General features: G+C 59.1%; 25 protein-coding genes. 12 read left to right on the top strand and 13 right to left on the bottom strand.

Annotated features, from left to right (window positions below; genetic code table 11):
• Positions 1-24: 24 nt before the first annotated feature.
• Positions 25-1,086, top strand: coding sequence for a 23S rRNA pseudouridine(2604) synthase RluF (rluF, locus tag AB6K10_RS14750; protein WP_339119135.1), 1,062 nt, complete (start codon positions 25-27; stop codon positions 1,084-1,086).
• 108 nt (positions 1,087-1,194) lie between these two features.
• Positions 1,195-1,506 carry a hypothetical protein gene (locus AB6K10_RS14745; RefSeq protein WP_253016086.1) on the top strand — a complete coding sequence of 104 codons (312 nt, stop codon included), beginning with the start codon at positions 1,195-1,197 and terminating at the stop codon, positions 1,504-1,506.
• Between the two features lie 41 nt (positions 1,507-1,547).
• Here the strand turns inward: AB6K10_RS14745 and AB6K10_RS14740 are convergent, their stop codons facing one another.
• Genes AB6K10_RS14740 through AB6K10_RS14730 form a run of 3 tightly spaced genes read right to left on the bottom strand, consistent with a single transcriptional unit; the run spans position 1,548 to position 3,897 of the window.
• Positions 1,548-2,216 (bottom strand): aminodeoxychorismate/anthranilate synthase component II, encoded by a 669-nt coding sequence (locus tag AB6K10_RS14740; RefSeq protein WP_339119134.1) that lies wholly within the window; start codon positions 2,214-2,216, stop codon positions 1,548-1,550.
• A complete protein-coding gene (locus AB6K10_RS14735) occupies positions 2,213-3,634 on the bottom strand; it encodes an anthranilate synthase component I family protein (protein ID WP_253016090.1) in 1,422 nt (473 codons plus the stop codon). The genes AB6K10_RS14740 and AB6K10_RS14735 overlap by 4 nt, the downstream gene beginning before the upstream one ends.
• Positions 3,631-3,897, bottom strand: coding sequence for a Trp family transcriptional regulator (locus AB6K10_RS14730; RefSeq protein WP_139527300.1), 267 nt, complete (start codon positions 3,895-3,897; stop codon positions 3,631-3,633). Before AB6K10_RS14730 ends, AB6K10_RS14735 begins: the two co-directional genes overlap by 4 nt.
• A gap of 93 nt (positions 3,898-3,990) precedes the next feature.
• On the opposite strand from AB6K10_RS14730, the gene AB6K10_RS14725 reads away from it, so the two are divergent.
• Complete coding sequence (locus tag AB6K10_RS14725) at positions 3,991-5,919, top strand: monovalent cation:proton antiporter-2 (CPA2) family protein (protein ID WP_339119133.1); 1,929 nt, start codon at positions 3,991-3,993, stop codon at positions 5,917-5,919.
• A 1-nt stretch (position 5,920) separates the two neighbouring features.
• On the opposite strand, the gene AB6K10_RS14720 is transcribed toward AB6K10_RS14725, so the two are convergent.
• From AB6K10_RS14720 to AB6K10_RS14680, 9 genes are all read right to left on the bottom strand, one after another.
• Positions 5,921-6,490 (bottom strand): hypothetical protein, encoded by a 570-nt coding sequence (locus AB6K10_RS14720; protein ID WP_285263182.1) that lies wholly within the window; start codon positions 6,488-6,490, stop codon positions 5,921-5,923.
• 44 nt (positions 6,491-6,534) lie between these two features.
• Positions 6,535-7,365 carry a methyltransferase domain-containing protein gene (locus tag AB6K10_RS14715; protein ID WP_339119132.1) on the bottom strand — a complete coding sequence of 277 codons (831 nt, stop codon included), beginning with the start codon at positions 7,363-7,365 and terminating at the stop codon, positions 6,535-6,537.
• Between the two features lie 110 nt (positions 7,366-7,475).
• Positions 7,476-9,176: an AMP-binding protein gene (locus AB6K10_RS14710; RefSeq protein WP_339119131.1), complete on the bottom strand. Its 1,701-nt coding sequence runs from the start codon at positions 9,174-9,176 to the stop codon at positions 7,476-7,478.
• 75 nt (positions 9,177-9,251) lie between these two features.
• Positions 9,252-10,169: a hydroxymethylglutaryl-CoA lyase gene (locus AB6K10_RS14705; protein WP_339119130.1), complete on the bottom strand. Its 918-nt coding sequence runs from the start codon at positions 10,167-10,169 to the stop codon at positions 9,252-9,254.
• 10 nt (positions 10,170-10,179) lie between these two features.
• Positions 10,180-12,219, bottom strand: coding sequence for an acetyl/propionyl/methylcrotonyl-CoA carboxylase subunit alpha (locus tag AB6K10_RS14700; protein ID WP_339119129.1), 2,040 nt, complete (start codon positions 12,217-12,219; stop codon positions 10,180-10,182).
• Positions 12,216-13,040, bottom strand: a complete 825-nt coding sequence (locus AB6K10_RS14695) for an enoyl-CoA hydratase/isomerase family protein (RefSeq protein ID WP_305946713.1) — start codon at positions 13,038-13,040, stop codon at positions 12,216-12,218. The genes AB6K10_RS14700 and AB6K10_RS14695 overlap by 4 nt, the downstream gene beginning before the upstream one ends.
• Before the next feature lie 12 nt (positions 13,041-13,052).
• Complete coding sequence (locus AB6K10_RS14690; RefSeq protein WP_339119128.1) at positions 13,053-14,660, bottom strand: carboxyl transferase domain-containing protein; 1,608 nt, start codon at positions 14,658-14,660, stop codon at positions 13,053-13,055.
• Positions 14,661-14,682: 22 nt separating this feature from the next.
• Complete coding sequence (locus tag AB6K10_RS14685) at positions 14,683-15,852, bottom strand: isovaleryl-CoA dehydrogenase (protein WP_253016104.1); 1,170 nt, start codon at positions 15,850-15,852, stop codon at positions 14,683-14,685.
• A 56-nt stretch (positions 15,853-15,908) separates the two neighbouring features.
• Positions 15,909-16,313 carry a MerR family DNA-binding transcriptional regulator gene (locus AB6K10_RS14680; RefSeq protein WP_139527310.1) on the bottom strand — a complete coding sequence of 135 codons (405 nt, stop codon included), beginning with the start codon at positions 16,311-16,313 and terminating at the stop codon, positions 15,909-15,911.
• 311 nt (positions 16,314-16,624) lie between these two features.
• Here AB6K10_RS14680 and AB6K10_RS14675 point away from each other — a divergent pair, with 311 nt between their 5' ends.
• The 9 genes from AB6K10_RS14675 (at position 16,625) to AB6K10_RS14635 (ending at position 25,827) form a co-directional block, all read left to right on the top strand.
• Positions 16,625-17,410 carry an ABC transporter ATP-binding protein gene (locus AB6K10_RS14675; protein ID WP_253016106.1) on the top strand — a complete coding sequence of 262 codons (786 nt, stop codon included), beginning with the start codon at positions 16,625-16,627 and terminating at the stop codon, positions 17,408-17,410.
• A complete protein-coding gene (locus AB6K10_RS14670) occupies positions 17,407-18,156 on the top strand; it encodes an ABC transporter ATP-binding protein (RefSeq protein WP_253016108.1) in 750 nt (249 codons plus the stop codon). Before AB6K10_RS14675 ends, AB6K10_RS14670 begins: the two co-directional genes overlap by 4 nt.
• Positions 18,157-18,313: 157 nt before the next feature.
• The gene (locus tag AB6K10_RS14665; RefSeq protein ID WP_339119127.1) at positions 18,314-19,537 is read left to right on the top strand and encodes an ABC transporter substrate-binding protein; all 1,224 of its coding nucleotides are present in this window, start codon (positions 18,314-18,316) and stop codon (positions 19,535-19,537) included.
• Positions 19,538-19,683: 146 nt separating this feature from the next.
• A complete protein-coding gene (locus AB6K10_RS14660) occupies positions 19,684-20,571 on the top strand; it encodes a branched-chain amino acid ABC transporter permease (protein ID WP_159342457.1) in 888 nt (295 codons plus the stop codon).
• 2 nt (positions 20,572-20,573) lie between these two features.
• Entirely contained in the window at positions 20,574-21,575 is a 1,002-nt protein-coding gene (locus tag AB6K10_RS14655) for a branched-chain amino acid ABC transporter permease (protein ID WP_339119126.1), read from the top strand.
• Between the two features lie 243 nt (positions 21,576-21,818).
• Positions 21,819-22,973, top strand: coding sequence for an acyl-CoA dehydrogenase family protein (locus AB6K10_RS14650; RefSeq protein WP_339119125.1), 1,155 nt, complete (start codon positions 21,819-21,821; stop codon positions 22,971-22,973).
• A 46-nt stretch (positions 22,974-23,019) separates the two neighbouring features.
• Positions 23,020-24,135, top strand: coding sequence for an enoyl-CoA hydratase/isomerase family protein (locus AB6K10_RS14645; RefSeq protein ID WP_213261937.1), 1,116 nt, complete (start codon positions 23,020-23,022; stop codon positions 24,133-24,135).
• 42 nt (positions 24,136-24,177) lie between these two features.
• A complete protein-coding gene (mmsB, locus tag AB6K10_RS14640) occupies positions 24,178-25,074 on the top strand; it encodes a 3-hydroxyisobutyrate dehydrogenase (RefSeq protein WP_213261938.1) in 897 nt (298 codons plus the stop codon).
• Positions 25,075-25,200: 126 nt separating this feature from the next.
• Positions 25,201-25,827: a glutathione S-transferase family protein gene (locus AB6K10_RS14635; protein ID WP_339119124.1), complete on the top strand. Its 627-nt coding sequence runs from the start codon at positions 25,201-25,203 to the stop codon at positions 25,825-25,827.
• A gap of 9 nt (positions 25,828-25,836) precedes the next feature.
• On the opposite strand, the gene AB6K10_RS14630 is transcribed toward AB6K10_RS14635, so the two are convergent.
• Entirely contained in the window at positions 25,837-26,283 is a 447-nt protein-coding gene (locus AB6K10_RS14630) for an Lrp/AsnC family transcriptional regulator (protein ID WP_339119123.1), read from the bottom strand.
• Positions 26,284-26,318: the final 35 nt, after the last annotated feature.

Below are 26,318 nucleotides of genomic sequence, written 5' to 3'. Positions count from 1 at the left end.
TTTATTTAGGCTACATGGCGTTTTATGTCGTTACGAAAATCTACCCGTATCAATAAATACATCAGCGAAAGCGGCCTCTGCTCCCGCCGGGAGGCGGACCGCTTCGTCGAGCAGGGCAATGTGTGGATCAACGGCCGCCGGGCAACCACCGGCGATCAGGTGGTCGCGGGAGATCGAGTAAAGGTCAACGGCCAGGAGATCGAGCCGCAGGAAGAGGAGGATCTCGTTCTCATCGCGCTGAATAAGCCGGTAGGCATCGTGAGCACCACGGAGTCGGCGGAAAAAGACAATATCGTTGAGTTTGTGAAGCACGGCACGCGTATTTTCCCCATTGGCCGCTTGGATAAAGACTCCCAGGGGCTGATCTTTCTCACTAACAACGGCGACTTGGTCAACAAGATATTACGCGCCAACAACAACCACGAGAAAGAGTACGTGGTAACGGTGAATAAGCCGATCACCGACGAATTCATTGCCGGTATGCAGGGCGGCGTGCCGATTTTAGGGCAGATGACCAAGAAGTGTCAGGTGGTCAAAGAGTCCACCTTTGTGTTCAATATCACGCTAGTGCAGGGGCTCAACCGCCAAATTCGCCGTATGTGCGAATACTTTGGCTATGAAGTCACCCAGCTAGTGCGCACCCGCATCATGAACGTCTCGCTGAAAGGGCTGGCGCTGGGGGATTGGCGCGATCTTACCCCTAAAGAGATCGATACGATCATCGCGCTCACCAAAACCTCGGACGCCTCGCCCGCGCCGGAGAAGAAAAAGCCCGCCAGGCCCAACTACAGCGGCGGTAGGAGTAGCGCGAAGGAGCAAAAAACGGTGTCCAAGCGCGCTTCCCCCGGCACCAAAGCGGGTAACAAAACACGTAAAGACGCCAAGGCCAAAGGGGCCGTGCCCGGTAAACCGAGTGCCAAAGGAAAGCCCACTGGCAAACCGGCTGCGAAAGGTAAGGGCAGGCCCGGCGGTAAACCCAGCGGCAATCCGGTGGCGAAGGGGGCGGGTAAGGGCTCAGGGAAGGGGGGCCGCCCAAGCGGTAAGCCTATCGGTGGCAAGCCACCCCGCGCACGGGGAAAGCGTTAATCGCCCCGCGTTGGCTTGCTAAAAGCTAAAGTTGTTCGCTCGGCTTGCCGTCGTTCCCATCGAGCCACTACGTTGAAGAGGGTTCAGGAATGCGAAGAGGACGCTAGGATGGCAGACGATACCTTGAAAGACGCTAAAATCGTTGATCACCACGGCTTGCTCGTTGGGCAGGTAGTCAGCATCAGCGAGCGACAACATGTCGAAATACGCACCCCCACCGGACAACACTTTTGGATAAAGCCGGAATCGTTGGCCAAAAGTCAGGGGCAGTGGTGTCTATTAAAGGATTTTATAGCGTATACGGCGGATAACACCGAAACGGTGTGGTCAGAAAGCGACCTGGACGAGGCCGCCGACGACACTTTTCCCGCCAGCGACCCGCCCTCGTTTACGCTGGGCGATGAGGGCAAAGGGCGGTAAAACAAGGACGGGCACCGGTGGGTGCCCGTCCAGTGGGTGCGTTAGTAACGGTTGGAAAACAGGAAGTTGGCAATCAACTCTTTGCCGCCCTCCGTGGCAAACGACTCCGGGTGAAACTGAATGCCGTGAATCGGGTAGTCACGGTGCTTCACGCCCATCAGCTCAAACTCACCCGCTGCCTGCCAGCGGCTGCGCTCGGCAAAGCTGTCGGCGGTGAGTGCACCCACCGTGGCAGTCACTTCCAGGCACTCTGGCAGCGTCGCCGCATCGGCAATCAGCGAGTGGTAGCGCATCACCTCCAGCTGGTCGGGTACGCCATTGAAGACCGATTGGTTATTGTGATGAATGGGGCTGATTTTACCGTGCATCGGCAGCGGCGCTTTGACCACCTTGCCCCCAAACACGTGCACGATGCCCTGCATACCTAGGCAAACGCCCAGCAGCGGCGTGGTTTTGCCCAGCTTCTCGATCACTTCGGCGCATACGCCAAAGTAGCGTGGGTCATCCGGCGAACCGGGGCCAGGCGAGATAATAATGCGATCCGGCACCATGGCTTCGATGGCTTTAAAGTCGATCTGATTGTTGCGCTTCACCACAATTTCGAAATGGGGCAGCTCGCCGCGATTCTTCTCCGTGGTCAGAATCTCACCAATAAACTGGTAGAGGTTATAGGTGAAGGAGTCGTAGTTATCGATGATCAGCACCTTCATGCGGGGCTCTCCGTTTCCGTATCCATAAAGGGGGCCAAGGCCTTGCGGGTGCCGGCAAACTTGCGGCGAATCTCTTCGTACTCATCTTCGGCGTTGCTGTCGTAAACGTTGCCGCCACAGGTTTGTACGTAGGCGCGCTCGCCGTTCACAAACACCGTACGGATGGGGATCGCAAAGGTGCAGTCGCCGTTGAAGGAGAACTGGCCCACCGCGCCGCCGTAGGGGCCGCGCCCGTCGGTTTCCAGATCATCGATGATTTTCATCGCTTCAATCTTGGGTGCGCCGGTTAGTGTGCCCGCGGGGAAGTTGCTGGCCAGCGCGGTGAACATGTCTTCGCCTTCGGCAATGATGCCGACAATCTCACTAGAGATATGCTGAACGTGACTGAAGCGCTTGATATCCATCAGGCTGCGTACTTTGACCGTACCAAACTGGGCCACTCGGCCAATATCGTTGCGGTGCAGGTCCACGATCATATTGTGCTCAGCGATCTCTTTGGGGTCGTTGAGCAGCGCGCGGGCAAGCTGGGTATCCTCCTGGGGCGTTTGGCCGCGCAGGGTGGTGCCCGCTAGCGGGAACGTCTCCATCTCGCCCTGGCGCAGGCGGAACAGCAGCTCGGGGCTAGCACCAATCAACTTCTGTTCGCCGAACTTCACGTAGTACATCTGCGGCGAGGGGTTGATGGTACGCAGCTGGTCGTAAAGCGCCAGCGTGTCGCCCTGAATGCGAAAGCGCTTTTTAAAGCCCACTTCGCACTGAAAAACTTTGCCGTCGATGATGTCCTGCTTCACCTTGGCGACCGCTTCGGCGTGCTCGGCTTTGCTCATCGTGTCGCCCAGCGCGGTAATGTGCAGCGCGCCTGCGGGCTCGTCGTCGGCGTCGATCAGCGTCTGTAGAAACGCGTAACGGCTATTGTCGTAGTAGAAGTAGGTGACTTCCCCGGTCATCTTGTCGAGGATCAAGCCATCTTTGTACAACCCAAAGCGGAACGTATCGAAGTCGTCGCTGGCTTTCAGCGTCAGCGACGGCTCGAAGTACTGCATGGCGTCGTAGCCCAGGTAGCCGCTTAACCCACCCGCGTACTTGCGTGAGATAATGTTCTGCGGAATCAGGCTGCGTAGCAGCTCGTAGGGGTTATCGCTGGGGTAGTGGTTGGCCTCGCCGTCGCGGCTTTCGATGGTTAGCGTGTTGCCATTGGCATAGAGCGTGTACTCAGGGTCGAAACCAATGATCGAGTGGCGCGCCATGTGGCTATCTTCGCCCAGCGACTCCAGCATGTAGCAGGTATCGAAGCGCCGCTCGATTTTTTGAAACAGGGCAAAGAAGTCGCAGTCTGCCGCCAGGGTAACGTAATGGGGCTTGCGGGGCAGGGTGAACGGCTGGGGGCCTGCCGCAGCGGCCGTATCGGTGGTGCTCATAAGTGCTCATTCCGTGAAGAGGCTAACATCGTCAGCGCGCGTGATCCGCGTGACACGGTCGCAATACCCACGCCTAGGGTTTCGGCAATTTTGCGGTGGGGGACGCCCTCGCGCAGCAGCTTAAAAATCTGTAGGCGTTTGCTGATTTCTTGGTACTCTGCTGGCGTAAGCAGGCTGGCCAGCGCTTCATCCATTGCGTCGGGCGTATCAATCGCAAGCAGGTGGCGTACTAAGTCAGCTTGAAACGTATCGTGTAAGGACATCGTGCCACCGAGTGATTTAGTCATGTACTAGCGTACTAGTACGTTAACGGATTGCTCAGGGAAGTCAAGTCGCAGTGAGGTTAAGGAGTCGCCATGACCGGCTATTTTATTCAAGCATTCATCTATTTAGTGGCGGCGGTGATAGCCGTGCCGCTGGCCAAGCGCTTTGGGTTGGGGTCGGTGTTGGGCTACTTAGTTGCCGGGGTGGTGATTGGCCCCGTGCTGGGGCTGGTCGGCCAGGAGACCACCACCATCCAGCACTTTGCTGAATTTGGCGTGGTGATGATGCTGTTTTTGGTGGGCATGGAGCTAGACCCCAAAGGCTTATGGGCCATGCGGGTGCGGCTGCTGGGCCTAGGTGGTTTGCAGGTGGTGCTGACCGCAGCGGCAGGCGCTGCCATTGCCTGGTGGCTGGGGCTCGTTTGGCAAACCGCCCTGGCGGTGGGGCTGATTTTCGCGCTCTCATCCACCGCCATCGTGCTGCAAACCCTGAGTGAGAAGGGGCTTTCCAAAACCGAAGGCGGACGCAGCGCCTTTTCGGTGCTGCTGTTTCAAGATATCGCCGTCATTCCTATGCTGGCGCTCATCCCGCTACTGGCAATGCCGGAATTAATGGGCGCTGCCAGTGACGACCATGGTCACGCGGCGCTAAGCCTAGTGGCGCATCTGCCTGCCTGGGCACACGCGCTGGTAGTGGTGGCCGCCATCGGCAGCGTAATTGTGGGCGGCTACTATTTAGGGCCGCTGCTGTTCCGTTACGTGATTGGCTCCGGCCTACGGGAAGTGTTTACCGCCTCGGCGCTGATGCTGGTCATCGGCATTGCCGCCTTGATGAGCTTGGTGAACCTATCGCCCGCCTTGGGGGCGTTTTTGGCCGGTATCGTATTGGCCAACAGCGAGTTCAAGCACGAGATCGAGGCCAATATCGAGCCATTCAAGGGGCTGCTGCTGGGGTTGTTCTTCATCACCGTGGGCGCAGGCATCAACTTTGACGTGCTAGCGGCGGAGTGGGCCACGGTGCTAGGCCTAGGCTTGGCCGTCATCGTTGTGAAAGCGGCCATTTTGCTGGTGCTGGCGCTGCTGTTCAAGGTACACGGCAGCAATGGCTGGCTGTTCACCCTAAGTCTTGCCCAAGCGGGTGAGTTTGGCTTCGTCCTGCTGACCTATAGCGTGCAGAACAGCGTGATTCCGGTGGAACTCTCCCAGGTGCTCTCGCTGGTGGTGGCGCTGTCGATGTTCCTTACACCGCTGCTGTTCATTGCTTACGACAAGCTGGTGCTGCCGCGCTACCAAACTGCCAAGAATGACGACCGTGAAGCCGATACCATCGAAGAGCAGGCGCCGGTCATCGTGGCGGGGGTCGGCCGTTTTGGGCAGATTATTTGCCGCCTGCTGCGGGCCAATAACATTCCCATCGTGGCGCTGGATCACGAGATCGAGCAGATCGAAAACCTGCGTAACATTCGCATTAAAAGCTACTTTGGCGACGCTAGCCGCTCCGATTTGCTGGAAACTGCCGGTATCGAGCACGCTCGTCTGCTGGTGGTCGCCATCGACGACCGTGAGCGTGCGGTGGGTATCGTCAAGCACGTTAAACAGTTCTACCCCAATGTGTGGGTGCTGGCCCGCGCCTTTGACAGGGGCCACGGCTACCAGCTTCGCGAGGCAGGAGCCGACGACGTGATCAGCGAAACCTACCATTCGGCGCTAGAACTCGGTGGCCATGCACTCACCGCCATGGGCGTTCATCCTATGCGCGCTAAACAGATGACCTGGGCGTTCGTACAAAACGAAGAAGCCCATGCCGACGAGCTGTTCGAGGCTTGGAAGGAAATCGACGAAGGCATCAACTTCAGCCCGCGTTACGGCGAACTATTCATGAAGCTGGAAGAAGCGCTGAATACCGCGATGCATCAAGACTGGCAGGCACCGCAACAAGAGGAAGTGCCGGTATGGACGGCTCCCGCTCCAGAGAGCGAGCCGCAGACACTTAACAGAGGCCCCGCAGAGCAGCGTTCGTAGCTTAAAACGGCAAATGTAGCGAGGCGCTGAGCATATTGAGGTGGCTGAGCGACGGCGCATCAATACGTTCGTACTCTAATCGGCTGATCAATCGATTGACGGTCATGGTGGCACCAAACCCTTGCAGTAGGGCGGTGCCGCTATCCTCGGCAATCGGCTGGTCGGTGTCGCCGCGCCATTCGGTCAGGCCCGATTTGGCGTAGATGCTAAACGCGCCCATGCGAATACCCGCCACAATGGCACCGCCAAGGCTCAAGGTGTCCATAATCATCGGGTTGACGCTGGAAGCGATGGGCACTTCTTCGCTTTCGCGGTAGGCAATTTCAGCGCCAATATCTAACTGCGGTAGCTGCCAAGGGCTGAAGCCAGCGGTGAGACGAAAGCCGGAGGTGTAGCTATCTAGGCTGCTGAGGTCGCTGCCTTCCAGCACCACGCCGTTATCAAGGCGCATCCATTCGCTATCGGGAGCGGCATAGGAGAGAATGGGAGCGCCGTCATCGGCAAAGGTTGCACTCAAAGGAAGGGCAGTGCCGAACAGGCTCAACAGCAGGGTGCTTGCCAAGCGGTTCATTGGCGTTCCTCTTGTCCTTTCTCGTTGACGTTATCTTCATCAGCCTAGCAACGAGCGCTGATTTCCACCACGTGAATTGCGCCATTCGCCAAATTTTCCAGCAAATTTTTTCCCATCTGCATAAAACGCTCACCGAATACCCACTGAGGTGAGAGGACGGCGGTACGCGGTGCCTGCTCTTTTTGCCGCTGGCGCGTACGCCATTCAAGCGCGGTGTGGCTCCAGTCTTTGCAGTGCTGAAGGTTAAAACCGCTCGCTTCAAGGCGTTGGGTCAGCTGGGATAACGAGAGCAAGTGCGAGTGCGTTGGTCCTTCGGCCCAGGGCACCGGAAATCGCAGCGCCTCGCTGTGAGGGCCGCTAACGACTTCGTGCATCACCAGCTGGCCGGCAGGTCGCAGTACGCGGCGGCACTCGGCCAGTACACGTGCAGGGTCGGGCATATTCATCAGGCTGTGTTGGAACAGCACCGCGTCAAAGCTTGTCTGTGCAAACGGTAGCGCGCAGGCGTCGCCCGTGACCCAGCGCAGCTTGCCATGGTGGGCTTTAGCAGTGTGATGGCTTAGCGCCAATCGGCTAATGGCTTGATTAAGCGCGCTAAAGCGGTGGGTAATATCCAGCCCGGTTATATGAAAACCTTGCGCGGCACCTTGGCGCATCAGCCCGCCCAGCCCAGCGCCTATATCCAGCGCGTGCTGGGATTTGGGGTCGAGCAAGCCCAACAGCCTTGCGGATGCGGCAATGCCACCGATATGCAGCTGGTCGAGCGGTGCTAATTGATGCAGCGTGGGGCCATCGGGGTAGTGGGTGCGCAGTTGGTGGAGAATATCCTGGTCGCGCAGCGCTTGATGGTAGTGGTGGGCGAGGGAAGTGGGCATGGGGAGCCTCGGTTGGGGCTAACGTCTCAGGATCAGAACAACCCTGGCGAAAGCCTCCGCTACGGGTTGTTCTGAGCGACAGTTGATCGTTGTATCAGCTTCGATCCCTTTTACTTTTGGTCTTCCAGCCCCAGCTCTTTAATCGAGATTTCGCGCATTTTGAATTTCTGGATTTTGCCGGTCACCGTCATTGGAAACTCATCCACGAACTTGAAGTAGCGCGGGATCTTGAAGTGGGTGATTTTGCCTTTGCAGTAGTCGCGCAGGTCTTCCCCGGTAATCTCGCCCGCTGTGCTGTTGAGCTTCACCCAGGCGATCAGCTCTTCGCCGTACTTTTTGTCCGGCACGCCGGTGACCTGTACTTCGGAGATCGCTGGGTGAGCGTACAAGAACTCTTCGATCTCTTTCGGGTAGACGTTCTCGCCGCCGCGAATCACCATGTCTTTGATGCGACCGACGATCTGGATGTAGCCCTCGTCATCCATGGTGGCCAAGTCGCCGGTGTGCATCCAGCCCGCTTCGTCGATGGCCTCAGCAGTGGCTTTGTCGTTATTCCAATACTTCAGCATCACGCTGTAGCCACGGGTACACAGCTCGCCGATTTCGCCACGGGGTAGAATGCCGCCGTTGCCAGGGTCGACGATCTTGCTCTCCAGGTGGGGCTGGGTGCGGCCCACGGTGGAAACGCGCTTTTCAATGGTGTCGTTCGCGCCGGTTTGCGTGGAGACCGGGCTGGTTTCGGTCATGCCGTAGGCGATTTGCACGCCCTTCATGTTCATCTTGTTGATGACCTGCTTCATGATCTCTGCTGGGCAAATGGAGCCCGCCATAATGCCGGTGCGCAGCGACGAAAAGTCGGTGCTGGCGAAGTCAGGGTGCTCAAGCTCGGCGATGAACATGGTAGGAACACCATACAACGCAGTGGCTTTCTGCTCATGAACGGCTTTCAGCACTTTGCCGGGGTCGAAGCCTTCATCTGGGTAGATCATCGCCGCGCCGTGGGTCACGCAGCCCAGGTTACCCATCACCATGCCAAAGCAGTGGTAGAGCGGTACGGGAATCACCAAGCGGTCTTCGCTGGTAAAGCCCATGCTTTCGGCCACGAAAAAGCCGTTATTGAGAATGTTGTGGTGAGAGAGCGTGGCCCCCTTGGGAAAGCCGGTGGTGCCAGAGGTGTACTGGATATTGATCGGGTCGTCGAACTGCAGTGTGGCCTGTAGGTCGTCCACGTCGGTTTGGCTAACCTTGTCGGCTTCGGCGATGAAGTCTGCCCAGCGCCACATGCCGCTGTGCTTGTCGTCGCTTAGGTTAATGATGCACTCAAGGTTCGGCAGTTTCTGTGATTGTAGTTGGCCTTCCGCACAGCTGTTGAGCTCTGGCGCCAGCTCGAACAGCATCGCCGTGTAGTCGGAGCTTTTGAATTGGTTGGCGGTGACTAAAAAGCGCGCGCCGGACTGGTTCAGCGCGTACTCCAGCTCGTGGGTTCGGTAAGAGGGGTTGATGTTCACGAGGATCGCGCCAATTTTGGCGGTGGCAAACTGGGTCAACGTCCATTCGCTGCAGTTGGGAGCCCAAATACCCACGCGGTCGCCTTTTCGTACACCAATGGCGAGCAGGGCGCGGGCGCAGCGGTTCACTTCCTGATGAAGCTCGCGGTAGCTCCAGTGAATATTCTGGTGAAGCGCTATCAGCGCGTCGTTATCCGGGTACTGAGCGGCAATTTGGTCGAATTTATCGCCAATGGTCATGCCCAGCAGCGGCTTCTCGGCGGTGCTGCTGGTGTAGCTGGGCAAGGTTGCAGGTGATGCCATGGTGAGTCTCCGATGTCTTTTTTTTATCTGAACGGGAAGTGACGCATTTTTAATTATTAGGATGTTCGGGTGGCGTTACGCTGTGCTGCTTTTGGCACACCCTTTGGCGAGGGCCACCTTGGAGCTAGGCTTTCGGCCAAGCTGTTTAGTGATCCAGTCGCCGGTATCGATCACTGCCTGCAGGTCGATGCCGGTATCAATGCCCAGCCCTTCCAGTAAATAGAGCACGTCTTCGGTAGCCACATTGCCCGATGCGCCCTTGGCATAGGGGCAGCCACCCAGGCCTGCCGTGGCGGCATCAATCACGCTCACGCCTTCTTCCAACACGGCGTACAGGTTGGCAATCGCCATGCCGTACGTGTCGTGGAAGTGAGCGGCCAGTTTCTCAATCGGCACCTGCTGGCGAGTGGCTTCGATCATCCGCTTAGCGGCCAGCGGCGTACCCACGCCAATGGTGTCGCCCAAGGAGACTTCATAGCAGCCCATCTCATACAGCGCCTTGGCGACATCCGCTACTTTATGGGGAGCGATATCCCCCTCGTAAGGGCAGCCCAGCACGCAGGAGACATAGCCCCGCACCCGCACGCCTGCCTCCTTGGCGCGGGCAAGCACCGGCTCAAAGCGCGCTAACGACTCGGCAATCGAGCAGTTGATGTTCTTTTGCGAGAACGCCTCCGATGCCGCACCGAATACCGCGACTTCCTCAACGCCTGCCTCCAGAGCGCCCTCTAAACCTTTGAGATTAGGTGTCAGCGCGGAATACACCACGCCGTGCTGGCGCTGAATGCCGCGCATCACCTCGGCGGCGTCGCCCATTTGCGGCACCCACTTGGGCGAGACAAAGCTGGCCGATTCGATATGGCGAATGCCCGCATTCGCCAGCCGCTCGATCAGCTCGATTTTGGTGGCGGTGGGCACCAGAGTGCCCGGCTCGTTTTGCAGCCCGTCGCGGGGGGCCATTTCAAATAGCTTGATGGACGTAGGCAGTGCCATAGTGGTGCTCCTATTCGCTGGGGGCAAAGTCGAGCAGCACAGCGCCCTGGCTGACCGTATCGCCTGCCTGGAAGTGAAAGGTCTCTACGCTACCATCGGCGGGGGCGGTCATGGTGTGCTCCATCTTCATGGCTTCCATCACCATCAGCGGCATGCCTTTTTCAACCTGAGCACCCGGTTCCACTAGCAGCGCCACTACCGTGCCGTTCATCGGCGCGGTGAGAGTAGATTCCGCTTCGTGGTGGCCGTGGTCGATGGCGTCGATACGCCGCCAGAAAAGGCGGGTTTCACCGCTGGGTTCGGCCATCACCACTACATGACAATCTCTATACGCCTGTAGGCGGCGGCGGTGGCCATTCAGCGTGACGGCAACGGCGTCGCCTTCCAGCGGCTGTAGGCTAGCGCTCAGCGTGCTGCCGTCGATGGTGAGTTGCCACTGAGCATCCAGGGGCTCGCGTTTGCCTTCGACCACCACGACCGCGCGGTCGCTATCCGGGGCTTGAGCGCTGGCCGGGTCGCACAGCGCAATGCGGATGGTGTGCGGGGCGTTGAGCCGGAAACCGTCGTGGCGGTCCCAGGGGGAGTCGCTTTCGCACTCTTGTGCTAGCTGGTGTAGGCCAATTAGCGCGGCGCTAGCGTACTCCTCGGTGGTGTAGTGGCGCGGAGCAAAAAGCGTGGCTTCGTTGCGCTCGATAAAGCGAGTATCCAGCTCGACGTTCTTAAAGCCTGGGTGATTGGCTAAGCGCTGCAAGAAGGCGCGGTTGGTGACTACGCCCTGCACATCCAGCGCCGCCAGCGCCCGGTTGAGGGTGGCTAGCGCCGCGTCGCGGTCAACGCCATGCACAATCAGCTTGGCAAGCATCGGGTCGTAGTGCATCGACACCGTATCGCCGCTCTCTACGCCGCTATCCAATCGTACTTGGTTCGCGCCCAGCCCTGCGCCTTCCAAGTCCAGCGCAAAGCGGGTGAGTAAGCCGGTGGCGGGAAGGAAGTCCTGCTCCGGGTCTTCGGCGTAAATGCGCGCTTCGAAACTGTGGCCGGTAATGGTCAGCTCGTCCTGGCGGCAGGGCAGCGGCTCGCCCATGGCGACTCTTAGCTGCCATTCCACCAGATCTTTGCCGGTAATCATCTCGGTCACGGGATGCTCCACCTGCAGGCGGGTGTTCATCTCCATGAAGTAGAACGATCCGTCGGCGTCTAGCAAAAATTCCACCGTGCCCGCGCCCACGTAGCCGATCTCTTTGGCGGCGCGAACGGCGGCATCGCCCATGGCGGCGCGCAGTTCAGGCGTCATGCCCGGGGCAGGGGCTTCTTCGATGACTTTCTGATGGCGGCGCTGCACGCTGCAGTCCCGCTCGAACAGGTACACGCCGTTGCCGTAGCGGTCGCAGAACACCTGTACTTCCACATGGCGGGGCTGTACCAGATACTTCTCGATCAGCATGCGGTCATCGCCAAACGCGGCTTTAGACTCCCGGCGGCAGCCGTCCAGTGCGGCTTTGAAACCGTCGCCGTTCTCGACGACGCGCATGCCTTTACCACCGCCACCGGCGCTGGCTTTCAGCATGACGGGGTAGCCGATCTTATCGGCTTCGGAACGCAGCAGGGCATCGTCTTGGTCGTCGCCGTGGTAGCCGGGCACCAGCGGCACACCCGCATTCGCCATGCGCGCTTTGGCGGCGGATTTGTCGCCCATGGCGGCAATGGCGGAAGCGGGCGGGCCAACGAAGGTAATGCCCGCTTGCTCTAGCGCTTTGACGAAGGTGCCGTTCTCGGACAAGAAGCCGTAGCCGGGGTGAATCGCGCCGGTGCCGGTGCGTTGGGCGGCCTCAATCACCGCGTCAATGTTCAAGTAGCTTTCCCGAGCGGCGGCGGGGCCGAGGCGCACGGCCTCGTCGGCGTCACGCACGTGGCGGGCAGTAGCGTCGGCGTCGGAGTAAACCGCCACGGTTTTTAAGCCCATGCGGCGGGCGGTGCGCATCACGCGGCAGGCGATTTCGCCGCGGTTGGCCACCAGGAGCGTATCGAATTTGGTCGGGGTAAACGTCATGAGCGTGGCTCCGCAGCGTTATTGTGTTCTTCAGGAGAGGTCCAGGCGGGGCGACGCTTGTCAAAAAAGCTGGCTAAACCCTCTTGGCCCTCTTCGCTTACCCGCAGCTTGGCAATTACCTGGCAGGTGTGCTCGCGGGTGTCGTCGCTATCCGGGGCTTGGGCCACGTCGGCAAGCAAGGCTTTCGTTGCTCGCTGTGCTTGGGGGGAGCCTTTCATCAGTGTGTCGATCATCGTATCCACTGCGCTATCCAGGGCTTCGGGTTCCACCACGTGGTGGGCCAATCCCAGGGCGAGAGCGGTAGGCGCGTCCATGACCTCGGCGCTCAGCGCGTAGCGGCGCATCTGGCGCTGGCCAAGGGCGCGCTGAACGTAGGGGCTAATCACCGCAGGCGACAGACCAATATTGACTTCCGACAGGCAAAACTTGGCCTTTTCGGAGGCGATGACGATATCGCAGCAGGCGGCCAAACCCACCGCGCCGCCAAACGCCGCCCCCTGTACGCGGCAGATGGTCGGGCAGGGCAGCGTGTCCAGGCCGTGCATGAGAGCGGACAGCTTGCGGGAATCGGCGAGGTTGTCTTCCAGGTCGTATTCGACCATGCGCTTCATCCAGTTCAAGTCAGCACCTGCGGAGAAGCTTTTGCCTTCGGAGCCGAGCACCACCACCCGAACGTCGCCTGCACTTGCCAAGTCGTGCAGCTTTTCCAGGTGCGCGTTGAGTTCGGCAATCAGGCTGTCGTCAAAGGCGTTATGCACCTCTGGGCGGTTTAAGGTGAGCCGCGCCACGCCTGCTTCGATCACCAGTGTTGAGTAAGCCATGAGGTTCGCCCCTTACATCCGGAACACGCCGAAGCGTGTCTCTTTGACTTCTGCATTCATCGCAGCGGCCAGTGAAAGCCCCAGCACGTCGCGAGTTTGTAGCGGGTCGATCACGCCGTCGTCCCACAGGCGGGCGCTGGCGTAGTAGGGGTGGCCCTGATGCTCGTACTGGTCGCGGGTGGGCTTTTTGAAGGCTTCTTCGTCCTCTTTGCTCCATTCTCGGCCTTCGCGCTCGTACTGCTCGCGTTTTACTTGGGAAAGGACGCCCGCCGCCTGTTCGCCGCCCATCACCGAAATACGCGCGTTTGGCCACATGAACAGCAGGTTGGGGTCGTAAGCGCGGCCACACATGCCGTAGTTACCTGCGCCGAAGCTGCCGCCAATCAGCACGGTGTATTTCGGCACGTTGGCGCAGGCCACGGCGGTGACGAGCTTGGCACCGTGCTTGGCGATGCCTTCGTGCTCGTACTTGGAGCCGACCATGAAGCCGGTGATGTTCTGCAGGAACACCAGCGGGATTTTGCGCTGGGCGCATAGCTCGATGAAGTGCGCGCCTTTTACCGCGCTCTCCGAAAACAGCACGCCGTTGTTGGCCACGATCCCCACCGGGTAGCCGTGGATGTGAGCAAAGCCGGTCACCAGCGTGTCGCCGTAGTAGCGTTTGAACTCGTCAAAGTCGGAGCCATCGACGATGCGGCCAATCACTTCGCGCACGTCGTAGGGCTTTTTCAGGTCGGTGCCGACGATGCCGTAAAGCTCAGACGGGTCGAGTTTGGGCGGCCTAGGCGGCTGCATGGCCAGCTGGCCATGCTTTTGCCAGTTCAGCCGCGACACGCAGGCGCGGGCAAGCTGCAGCGCATGAGCGTCGTTTTCGGCGTAGTGGTCGGCTACGCCGCTCTTTTTGGCGTGAACGTCCGCACCGCCCAGGTCTTCCGCGCTGATGCTCTCCCCCGTGGCGGCTTTCACCAGCGGCGGCCCGCCCAGGAAAATCGTGCCTTGTTCTTTGACGATGATCGACTCGTCCGCCATGGCAGGCACGTACGCACCGCCTGCGGTACAGGAGCCCATCACCACGGCGATTTGCGGGATGCCTTCAGCGGACATCGTGGCCTGGTTGTAGAAAATACGCCCGAAGTGGTCGCGGTCGGGGAAGACTTCGTCCTGGCGGGGCAGAAAGGCACCGCCAGAATCGACCAGATAGATACACGGCAAGCGGTGCTTGCGGGCGATCTCTTGCGCGCGCAGGTGTTTTTTGACCGTCAGGGGAAAGTAGGTGCCGCCTTTGACGGTGGCGTCGTTGGCCACGATGACGCACTCGACGCCCGAGACGCGGCCAATGCCGGTCACCACGCCAGCGGCGGGTACGTCGCTGTCGTAAACGTGGTGAGCGGCCAGCGCAGAAAATTCCAAAAACGGCGAGCCTTCGTCGATCAGGTGGTCGATTCGGTCACGCACGAACAGCTTGCCACGGCTCTCATGGCGAGCGCGGGCTTTCTCGCCGCCTCCCTGAGCGATGGCGGCGGTCAGCTCACGCAGTTGTCGGACTTCGCCGCGCATGGCGGCGTCGTTGGCTTGAAACGCATCGCTGCGCGGGTTGATCTGTGTCGAGAGTGTGCTCATAGCCCGGCCCCGGTCATTATTGTTAAAGACTTTCGGTAAATAGTTCGCGGCCAATCAGCATCCGACGAATTTCGCTCGTGCCGGCACCAATCTCATACAGTTTGGCGTCGCGCAGCAGGCGGCCGGTGGGGTACTCATTGATATACCCGTTACCGCCCAATAGCTGAATCGCATCCAGAGCGACTTGGGTGGCTTTTTCAGCGCAGTAAAGAATGACGCCAGCGGCATCCTTCCGGGAGGTTTGGCCCCGGTCGCAGGCGCCGGCCACCGCGTAGAGGTAGGCGCGGCAGGCATTCAGGGTGGTGTACATATCCGCCACTTTGCCCTGCACCAGCTGGAACTCACCGATGGATTGATTGAACTGCTTACGCTCATGGATGTAAGGAATGACGATGTCCATGGCGGCTTGCATGATGCCGATAGGGCCTGCGGCCAGGACGGCGCGCTCGTAATCCAAGCCGCTCATCAAGACGCGAACGCCTTTGCCTACTTCGCCCAGCACGTTCTCGGCGGGCACGCGGCAATCCTGAAAAACCAGCTCGCAGGTGTTGGAGCCCCGCATGCCCAGTTTGTCGAGCTTCTGGGCGGTAGAGAAGCCGGGCATGCCTTTTTCGATGATGAAGGCGGTGATGCCTTTGGAGCCGGCATCCGGGTCGGTTTTGGCGTACACCACCAGCACATCGGCATCCGGACCGTTGGTGATCCACATCTTATTGCCGTTGAGCACGTAGTGGTCGCCATCCTCTTTCGCGCGTAGCTGCATGGAGACCACGTCGGAACCGGCACCTGGCTCTGACATCGCCAGCGCGCCCACGTGGTCACCGCTGATCAGCTTGGGCAAGTACTTGGCCTTCTGCTCGGCAGAGGCGTTGATCTTGAGCTGGTTGACGCACAGGTTCGAGTGCGCACCGTAAGAGAGGCCCACCGATGCGCTGGCACGGGAGATCTCTTCCATGGCGATGCAGTGAGCCAGGTAACCCATGCCGCTACCGCCATCTTCGTCAGGCACAGTGATGCCTAGCAGACCCATGTCACCAAATTTCTTCCACAGATCGCTGGGGAATTCATTGTTATGGTCGATCTCGGCGGCGCGGGGGGCGATTTCACTGGCGGCAAAAGCGTTGACCTGCTCGCGCAGCATGTTGAGCTCATCGTCGAGGCCGAAATTGAGTTCTGAATAGTGGGAAAACATGGTCACTCACCTTGTCGTTATTCATGGTCTGTGGTTTAGAAAAGTGGCGAAAGCGGCTATTTCGAGGTGGCCGGGTGCTTCTCGTTCAACTCTTCTAGCGCTTGGCGGCAGCGAATCTCTGCGCTTTCAAGCTCTAGTTGCACCATCGTGATGTCTTTCATCTGCTGCTCTAACGCCGCTTTACGCTCGCTGATCTTGCTCAACATGAGATGAAGCTGCTTTTCACTGCCGCTGCGGGTTTCGTCCCACAGTTCGAACAGCTCGCGAATTTCTGCCAGCGAAAACCCCAGGCGTTTACCGCGGAGCGTTAGCTTCAGCCGTACGCGATCTTTACTGCTGTAGATGCGTGTCTGACCCCGCCGGGTAGGGTGTAGGAGCTCTTGGTCTTCGTAAAAACGGATGCTACGCGTGGTGACATCGAACTCACTGGCCAGCTCACTGATCGAGTAGGTTTTGCTCATGTTCGTTATTCTCGTCGATAGGGGAATGTCCCTATGGAACACTGACCATGAGGCTAAAACAAGTTTACGTTAACGTAAAGCAGCGATTGCAAAGGAGTAGTCAGCGTTGAATGTGGTTAACGTATTGAAAAATAATGAATTTTGGTGTACTTTTTGATGCGCCAGCATGGTGCGTAGACCAAAGTTGTAATTGTAATACCCACTGGGAGGTTGCTAGTTTGCACCTACACCTTACGTTCAGGTAAGGATGCGTTGCTGGCTAACGAGTTTCGCTTCCCACCGTACAAGAACAACAAGAGGCGTCCTACCTCATGCGTGCAGACGAAGTGACTAAAGGGCCAGTGCTCGAAACCCGAGGGCTGACCAAAGAGTTTCGCGGCTTCACCGCCGTAGACAACGTAAACCTCCAAGTGCAGGAAGGGCACATCCATGCGCTGATTGGCCCGAACGGCGCGGGCAAAACCACCGTTTTCAATCTGTTGACCAAATTTTTGCCCCCTACTCGGGGCGACATTCTTTATCGCGGCCAATCCATCACCAGCAGAAAATCCAACGAGATTGCCCAGCTAGGGTTGGTGCGCTCGTTTCAGATTTCAGCGGTGTTTGCCCATATGACCGCGTTGGAAAACGTGCGCGTGGCCCTTCAGCGACAGTTGGGCACGTCGTTCCATTTCTGGAAATCGGAAAAGTCGCTGGATCACCTCAACGACCGCGCCCTGGCGCTGCTCGATGAAGTGGGCCTGCGCGAATACGCCGATACGCTCACCGTAGAAATGCCCTATGGCCGCAAGCGCGCGTTGGAAGTCGCCACCACGCTAGCGCTAGACCCCAGCATGATGCTGTTGGACGAACCCACCCAAGGCATGGGCGCGGAAGACGTGGACCGCATCGTGGCGCTGATCAAACGGGTTTCCCAAGGCCGCACGGTTTTGATGGTCGAGCACAACTTGAGCGTTGTGAGCCGCCTATGTGATCGCATTACCGTATTGGCGCGGGGCGCGGTGCTGGCAGAGGGGGATTACGATACGGTTTCCCGCAACCCCCTAGTACGTGAAGCCTATATGGGTAGTGAAGCCGCCGAGGAGGCCACTGCATGAACACCGCTGAAGCCCTCGACCCACAAGAAGCCCCGGAAAACCAAAGCTTAGAGATGCTGCGCGTGCAGGATTTGCACGCCTTCTACGGCGAGTCGCACATTCTCCACGGCGTGAATTTCGACGTGAAGCGAGGTGAGCTGGTCACTTTGCTGGGCCGCAACGGCGCAGGTCGCAGCACCACGCTTAAAGCCATCATGAACATGGTGGGGCGGCGTACGGGGTCGATCGTCATCAATGGCAATGAAACGCTGCGCATGAAGCCGCACCATATTCCCCGGTTGGGCATTGGCTACTGCCCGGAGGAGCGCGGCATTTTTGCAAGCCTGGACGTCCACGAAAACCTGCTGCTGCCGCCTACCGTACGCTCCGGCGGTATGAGTCTGGACGAAATCTACGCCATGTTCCCGAACCTCTACGAGCGTCGCCGAAGCCAGGGGACGCGCCTTTCCGGTGGCGAGCAGCAGATGCTGGCCATGGCGCGCATTTTGCGCACCGGCGCGCGCTTGCTGCTGCTGGATGAGATTACCGAAGGTCTGGCACCGGTCATCGTGCAGAAACTGGGCGAGGTGCTGGTCCAACTCAAAGAGCGGGGCATGACCATCGTGCTGGTAGAGCAGAACTTCCGCTTTGCCGCGCCGCTGGCCGACCGCCATTTCGTGATGGACCACGGCCAAATCGTCGAAGAGATCACTGCCGCGCAGCTTCCCTCGCGGCGTGAACACTTGAACAGCATGCTGGGGGTATAAATCACGCACAACCACATCAACTGCAAGTCTCGAACAATAACAAACGCACTGCCTTGCACCACTCGCAAACGCAATAACCGAACGTCCGACCCGACACCGCTCGGATCATCACTGTCTGAATCATAAGAACAAAGGCCCCCAGGGCCAGGAGACGAACATGACCTTCATGAAAAAAACGCTGGCTGCCAGCATCGCCGTTGCCGCCGCCTCTAGCATGGCGATCTCGACCGCCCACGCCGAGATCAGCGATGGCGAAGTGCGTATTGGCTATTTAGCCGATATGTCCGGTACCTACCGCGACCTGGCTGGCCCCGGCGGTCAAACCGCCATGGAAATGGCGGTGGCCGATTTTGGTAGCAGCGTCAACGGCTCACCCATCGTGGTGTTCAGCGCCGATGACCGCAATAGCGCTGACGTAGGCGCCAACACCGTGCGCGAGTGGATCGACCAGCGCAATGTCGATATGGTCGGCGGCTTGGTAGCATCGTCCGTCTCTATCGCCGTGACCAAAGTGCTGCAAGAAAACGACGGCCTGGGCATCGTCTCCGGCTCCGCAGCGTCCAGCATCACCAACGAGCACTGCACTCCGAACCACATTCACTGGGTGTACGACACCTATCCGCTCGCCAACGGCACCGCGAAGGCCGTCGTTGAGCAGGGCGGCGATAGCTGGTTCCTACTCACTGCGGATTACGCCTTCGGCCATGCGCTGGAAGCGGACGTGACCAGCGTGGTCGAGGCCAACGGCGGTGAAATCGTCGGTGGCGTGCGTCACCCGTTCCCCACCAGCGACTTCTCCTCCTATATCCTGCAGGCGCAAGGGTCCGGCGCGAAAATCGTGGGCCTTGCCAACGCCGGTGCCGACACGGTCAACGCGATTACCACCGCCAGCCAGTTTGGCTTGACCCAAAGCGGCCAGCAGCTCGCGGGCCTGCTGATCTTCCTCAACGACGTACACGCGCTGGGCCTGGAAGCCACCCAAGGGCTGCTGCTGACGACCGGCTGGTACTGGGATATGGACGAAGAGTCGCGCGCGTGGTCCGAGCGTTACTTCGAACAGACCGGCCGTATGCCCACCATGGTGCAAGCCGGTATCTACTCCAGCACCATGCACTACCTGAAAGCCGTGGAAGCCGCAGGCACCGATGATCCTGAAACCGTGCGCGCCAAAATGGCCGAAGAGCCGATCAATGATTTCTTTGCTCGTAACGGCAGCATTCGTGAAGATGGCCGCATGATTCACGACATGTACCTAGCCCAGGTAAAAACCCCGGAAGAGTCTACTGGTGAGTGGGACCTCTACGAGATCCTCAGCACCATCCCCGCCGCAGAAGCCTATCGTCCGCTCTCTGAAAGCCAGTGCTCGCTGGTTCAGAACTGAGCGGTCAAACGCCGCGAGCCAGGGCGTTGGCCGCCTTGGCTCGCCGCCAAGCAAGCCGTAACGGCGTGATGAAAAGGCGTTATTCACTATAAACGCGCTGGGGCAGCCCGCTGGGCTGCCCGCTTAGCGGCGAGGAGAGTCATACCATGACGATGATATTCGGCGTGCCAATGGCCGTGTTCATGGGCCAGCTAACGCTTGGGCTCGTGAACGGTGCCTTTTACGCACTGCTTAGTTTGGGCCTGGCGGTCATCTTCGGCCTACTGAAGATCGTCAACTTTGCCCACGGGGCGCAGTACATGCTGGGAGCCTTCGCCGCGCTGCTGGGCTTTCGCTACCTGGGCATCAACTATTGGCTAGCACTGATTTTAGTCCCGCTGGTGGTGGGCGGTTTTGGCATGCTGATGGAGCGCTTTCTGCTGCGTCGCATTGCCCATTTGGACCATCTCTACGGACTGCTGCTGACCTTCGGGTTAGCGCTGATTTTCGAAGGCACGCTGATCAACTTCTTCGGCGTTTCCGGGGCGCGCTATGCCACGCCTGAGATTCTACAGGGCGGCCTGAACCTGGGCTTCATGTTCCTGCCTACCTACCGTGCTTGGGTGCTGGTGGCGGCGCTCGCCATGTGTCTGTTCACCTGGTTCATGATCGAGCGCACGCGGTTGGGCGCTTACCTGCGCGCCGGTACGGAAAACTCTCAGCTCATGCAGGCATTCGGCGTGAACGTACCGCTGCTGATTACGCTCACCTACGGGTTCGGGGTCGGGCTTGCCGCCTTTGCGGGCGTGTTGGCGGCACCGCTGTACCCGGTATCGCCCACCATGGGCTCCAGCCTGCTGATCGTGGTGTTTGCGGTCGTGGTGATTGGCGGTATGGGCTCGATTCTCGGCGCGATCGTCACGGGCTTGGGAATGGGCATTATCGAAGGGTTGACCAAGGTGTACTACCCGGAAGCCTCTAACACCGTGATCTTTTTGGTCATGATTTTGGTACTCATGTTACGCCCCGCTGGGCTGTTCGGTAAGGAGGCATAACCATGACAACCACGCCTACAACATCGGCCGCGCCGCTCCCTTCAGCGGTGCAAGAGCGCCAGCGGAGCGCCAAGCTGCGGCGTAATATGTTCTATCTCGCGCTGTTGGCCATGGGATTGGTCGCGCCCTTCGTGGCGTACCCGGTCTTTTTGATGAAGATTCTCTGTTTTGCGCTGTTTGCCTGCGCATTCAACCTGCTGCTGGGGTACGCCGGTCTGCTCTCATTCGGCCACGCGGCGTTTCTCGCTACCGGCGGTTATGTCACCGGGTACCTGCTGGCCAGCTACCCAGGCTTGACGCCTGAGCTGGGTATTCTCGCCGGTACGTTCATGGCCACGCTGCTGGGGGCGCTGTTTGGCGTGCTCTCCATTCGCCGCCAGGGTATCTACTTCGCCATGGTGACGCTGGCGCTGGCGCAGCTCATGTTCTTCGTGTTCGTGCAGTCGTCGTTCACCGGTGGGGAGGATGGCCTGCACGGTGTGCCGAGAGGGCACCTGTTCGGCATGATCGATCTGAGCAGTAACCTCGCCATGTACTACTTCGTCTTCGCCGTGTTCGTGTTTGGCTTTGCAGTGATTCAGCGCGCCGTCCACTCTCCCTTTGGGCAAGTGCTGAAGGCCATTCGCGAAAACGAACCGCGCGCCGTGTCGCTGGGCTACAACGTGGATGCCTACAAGCTGTTGGCGTTCGTGCTTTCGGCGGCACTCGCGGGCTTGGCGGGTTCCACCAAGACCGTGGTGTTTCAATTGGCCTCGCTCACCGATGCCCACTGGCACATGTCGGGTGAGGTGATTTTGATGACGCTGCTGGGCGGCGTCGGCACGCTGCTCGGCCCGCTGATGGGGGCAGGGCTAGTGGTCAGCCTGCAGCACCTGCTGGCGCAGTCGCCGTTGGGGAACTGGGTGAGCGTGATTCTGGGCATCATCTTTGTGGTGTGCGTGCTGAGCTTCCGTAGCGGCATCATCGGCGAGCTGGCCAAAATGTACCGTAAAAACTTTAAGTGATGGATTCCCGTTAACCGCGTCTGTCCGTGGATTGGGTGCCTTCGGGCACCCTTTTTTCTGCTTGTGAAATAAGGCCGTAAGCCCATTTCTACGCCAAAGGTCGTGGGGGATTTGGTTGCGCAAGGTAGGGTAAGAATATAAGTTAACGTAAACGTCAACATTGCTAATAATGACAACAGCTAATGCGTGACTTGCCTGCCGCCTGCCTAGGCGCGGTGCATCCACGCACTGTGGAGATACGCCATGAATTTTGAGCTAAGTGAAGACCAAGTCGCTTTTTCCGATATGGCCCGGGCGTTCGCCCAGAACGAGCTGGAGCCCCGCGCCGCCGAGTGGGACGCAGAATCTCTTTTCCCCGTCGATGTGATTCGTAAAGCAGGGGAGTTGGGCTTCTGTTCGCTCTACGCCCCGGAAAGTGTCGGCGGACTGGGCCTTTCCCGGCTCGATGCCAGCATTATTTTTGAACAGCTCTCGATGGGCTGCACCTCCACCACCGCGTACCTCACCATCCACAACATGGTGACCTGGATGCTGGCGGACTTCGGCACACCGGACGCCGTGGCGCAGTGGGGCGAAAAGCTGGCGACCGGCGAGCTATTGGGCTCTTACTGCTTAACCGAACCCAACGCAGGCTCCGATGCGGCCTCGCTGAAAACCACCGCCAAGCGCGATGGCGAGCACTACGTGCTGAACGGCAGCAAGATGTTTATTTCCGGCGCGGGTAGCACCGATTTCCTGGTGGTGATGGCGCGCACCGGCGGCGAAGGCCCCAGCGGCGTTTCCGCCTTCGCGGTGGATGCCAAGAGCGAGGGCATCAGTTACGGCCGCAAAGAGGAAAAAATGGGTTGGAACAGCCAGCCCACCCGCATGATCACCTTTGAAGACGTGCGCGTACCCGCTAACCACCTGCTGGGCAACGAGGGCGACGGTTTCAAAATCGCCATGAAGGGCCTGGACGGCGGGCGCATCAATATTGCGACGTGTTCGATCGGCACCGCTCAGCAGGCGCTCAATAAAGCCCGCGAGTATATGCTAGAGCGCAAGCAGTTCGGCAAGCGCCTGGCCGAGTTCCAAGCGCTGCAGTTCCGCCTAGCCGATATGGTGACCGAGCTGGTGGCCGCCCGCCAATTGGTACGCATGGCCGCCACCAAGCTGGATGCGGGCCACCCGGATGCCACCACCTACTGTGCGATGGCCAAGCGGTTCGCTACCGATGTGGGTTTCAAGGTGTGCGATGAAGCGCTGCAGCTTTACGGTGGCAATGGCTACATTAAGGAGTACCCGATGGAGCGCTACGTGCGCGATACCCGCGTGCACCGTATTCTGGAAGGCACCAACGAGATCATGCGGCTAATTATTTCCCGCCGCGTACTGGCCGACGGTGCCGCTGAGCTATAGCCGCCAGGGCATATATCACCAAGCCCCGAGCATATAAGGACAAACCATGAGTTGCGTACTATTTGAAGAGCACACTACCCAAGATGGCCACGTGATTGGCGAGATTACCCTGAACGCCGAGCGCTCGCTCAACGCGCTCACGCTGGAGATGATCGAAGAGATCCTGCCGCGCCTAAACCAGTGGCAAAGCGACGAGCGGGTCGTAGCCGTGCTGCTGGATAGCGCAGGCGAAAAAGCCTTCTGCGCCGGTGGCGATGTGGTCAACCTCTACAAAGCCATTCAAGGTGAAGGTGCCGCGGACTTCCCCGAGCGCTTCTTCGAGAACGAGTACCGCCTGGATTACCAGCTGCACACCTTCCCCAAACCGGTGATCTGCTGGGGCAACGGCATCGTGATGGGCGGCGGCATGGGCCTGTTAAGCGGCAGTAGCCACCGCATCGTCACGGAAACCTCCCGTCTTGCCATGCCGGAAGTGACTATTGGGCTTTATCCGGATGTGGGCGCGAGCTGGTTCCTTAACCGCCTACCGGGCGGCGCCGGGCGGTTTCTGGCCATGACCGGTGGGCAAATTAACGCCCCGGATGCGGTTCACCTGGGCCTTGCCGACCGCGCCATTGCCAGCCACTACCGCGACGAGCTGGCCGAAAAGCTGCTAGCAGCCAGCTGGGGCGAAGGCGAACACACCGACGCCCACGGCGTGGTGAATCACGTACTGCGCGAGCTGGAACAGGCCTCCCAAGAGGTGTTCGCGGAGATGGAAGCGCCGGTTTACAAGTCGTCTTCTTTAATTCGTGAGCTGATGGACCACGACACCGTCGAGCAGATGGTCGAGGCCGTGCTGGCAGTCGAGACCGACGACAAGTGGTTCAGCAAAGCGCAAAAAACCTTGGCCCACGGCAGCCCCGTCTCGGTCAAGTTGATTCACGAGCAGCTCGCCCGCGCCAAGCATATGTCGCTGGCGGAAGTGTTTCAGTTTGAGCTTTCGCTCTCTGTGCAGTGCTGCCGCCACCGGGAGTTCCCCGAAGGCGTACGTGCTCTGCTGGTGGATAAAGACGGCCAGCCAAGCTGGACCTACCCAGACGTGGCCTCGGTCGAGCCCTCCTTTATAGACGAGCTGCTGGCCCCCGCATGGGACACCAACCCGCTGGCAGATCTTAAATAACGCACACCACACTCTCTACAGCACGCTAATAAGGATAAAAAGATGACTACCGTTGCGTTTATTGGTTTAGGCAATATGGGAGGCCCCATGGCCGCCAATTTGGCGAAAGCAGGTTTTACCGTGCGCGCTTTCGACCTTTCCGCCCAAGCGCTGGAAACCGCTAAATCTCAAGGCTGCGAGATTGCCGCCACCGCTACGGAAGCGGCCACCGATGCCGACTTCATTATCTCCATGCTGCCCGCAGGCAAGCACGTGCGCGGGCTGTACGTTGATGGCGATGCGCCGTTGTTTGAAGTGATCAAGCCAAGCGCGCTGGTGATTGACTGCTCGACCATCGATGCCGACACCGCCCGTCAAGTAGCCGCCGCTGGGGCAGAGAAGGGCATTGGCTTTGTGGATGCGCCGGTCTCCGGTGGGGTAGGCGGTGCCCAAGCGGGCACGCTGACCTTTATCGTCGGCGGTTCGGAGGCTCAGTTCGCCCAGGCGCAGCCAGTGCTGCAAGCCATGGGTAAAAACATCTTCCACGCAGGCGACCACGGCGCGGGGCAGGTAGCCAAAGTGTGCAACAACATGCTGCTCTCGATTCTGATGGCGGGCACCTGCGAAGCGATCAATATGGGCGTCAAAAACGGCCTAGATCCCGCCGTGCTGTCGGAAATCATGAAGCAAAGCTCCGGCGGCAACTGGGCGCTGAACGTCTACAACCCCTACCCCGGGGTGATGGAGAACGCCCCCGCCTCGAAAGGCTACCAGGGCGGCTTCCAGGTGGATTTGATGATCAAAGACCTCGGTCTTGCCATGGATGTCAGCCAGCAAAGCGCATCCCCCGTGCCCATGGGCTCCGCCGCCCGCTCGCTGTTCACCCTGCACAAAGCAGGCGGCAACGGCAAACTCGACTTCTCCAGCCTGCTCAAGCTGTATCAGGATAAGAGTGAGTAGTGAGTGGTAAGTGGTAAATCGTGAGGGGGTGGCGTAGCGCGTGGTAACGAGCAGCGCGAGGCACCCGCGAAGGGCGGCAACGCCGCCCTGGTCGCGCCACAAAACTAACCAACAACAAGGATTGCCATGATTACGCTTTGGGGCCGCAACAACTCAACTAACGTCAAAAAAGTGCTCTGGGTACTGGAAGAACTGGAACTACCGTTCGAGCAGGTCATGGCAGGCCTGCAACACGGCGTAAACGACACGCCAGAATACCTCGCCATGAACCCCAACGGCTTGGTGCCGCTGCTTAAAGATGACGCCACCCAAAGCGTGCTGTGGGAGTCCAACACCATCATCCGCTACCTAGCGGCGCAGTACGGCCCCAACCATTTATGGATTGAAAGCCCTGCCAAACGGGCGCAAATGGAAAAGTGGATGGACTGGTCCACCAGCCTGCTAACCCCCGCCCACCGCACCATTTTGATGGGCTATGTACGCACCCCACCGGAACAGCGCGATAGCACACTGCTAGACCCCGCCATCGCCACCTGCGAAAAACTCTTTGCCCAGCTAGACGCCGCGTTAAGCCAGCAGTCCTGGTTCTCTGGTGATGAATTCGGCCTTGCCGATATCGCCATCGCCCCGTTCACCTACAATCTCTTAAACAGCGGCCTTACTTGGCAGCCCCGCCCGCATCTACAGCGCTGGGTAGAGCAGCTCGCCGAACGCCCCGCTTACCGCAAGGCCGTGATGATTCCGGTGACTTAAGCTCATTGCTTAACGACGTTCATCTTTGGAAGAGTTCATCACGATATGTGTCGAGATAGAGCGAAGGTTTGCCTGCGTGCCGAGTACGTCCGTATGAAAGCGTTTGTAGCTGGCGAGATCTTTGGTTTCGACCCTCAGCAAATATTCGAAGGGGCCTGCAATGTTGTGGCACTCCGTCACCTCTTTGGCTACCAGCATGGCGCGCTCAAACCCTTCTTGAGCAGCTTTGGTATGGGACGATAAGCCTACCGTTACATACGCGACAAAACTGATGCCTAAAGGCTCAGGGGCGAGGATCACCCGATAACCCTCGATGACGCCGTTCTTCTCGAGTTCTTGCACCCTCCTTAAACAAGCAGAGGCTGACAGGCCAACGTGCTGAGCAAGCTGCACATTGCTGATTCGCCCATCTTTTTTGAGCTCTTGCAATATTCGTCGGTCTATTGAATCGATCATTGTGATTTGTTGCAAAAGTAAAGTATTGGATGGTT

The organism is Halomonas sp. BMC6 (assembly GCF_964204995.1).
Taxonomy (GTDB): domain Bacteria; phylum Pseudomonadota; class Gammaproteobacteria; order Pseudomonadales; family Halomonadaceae; genus Vreelandella.
This window is presented reverse-complemented; position numbering and strand designations above follow the sequence as displayed.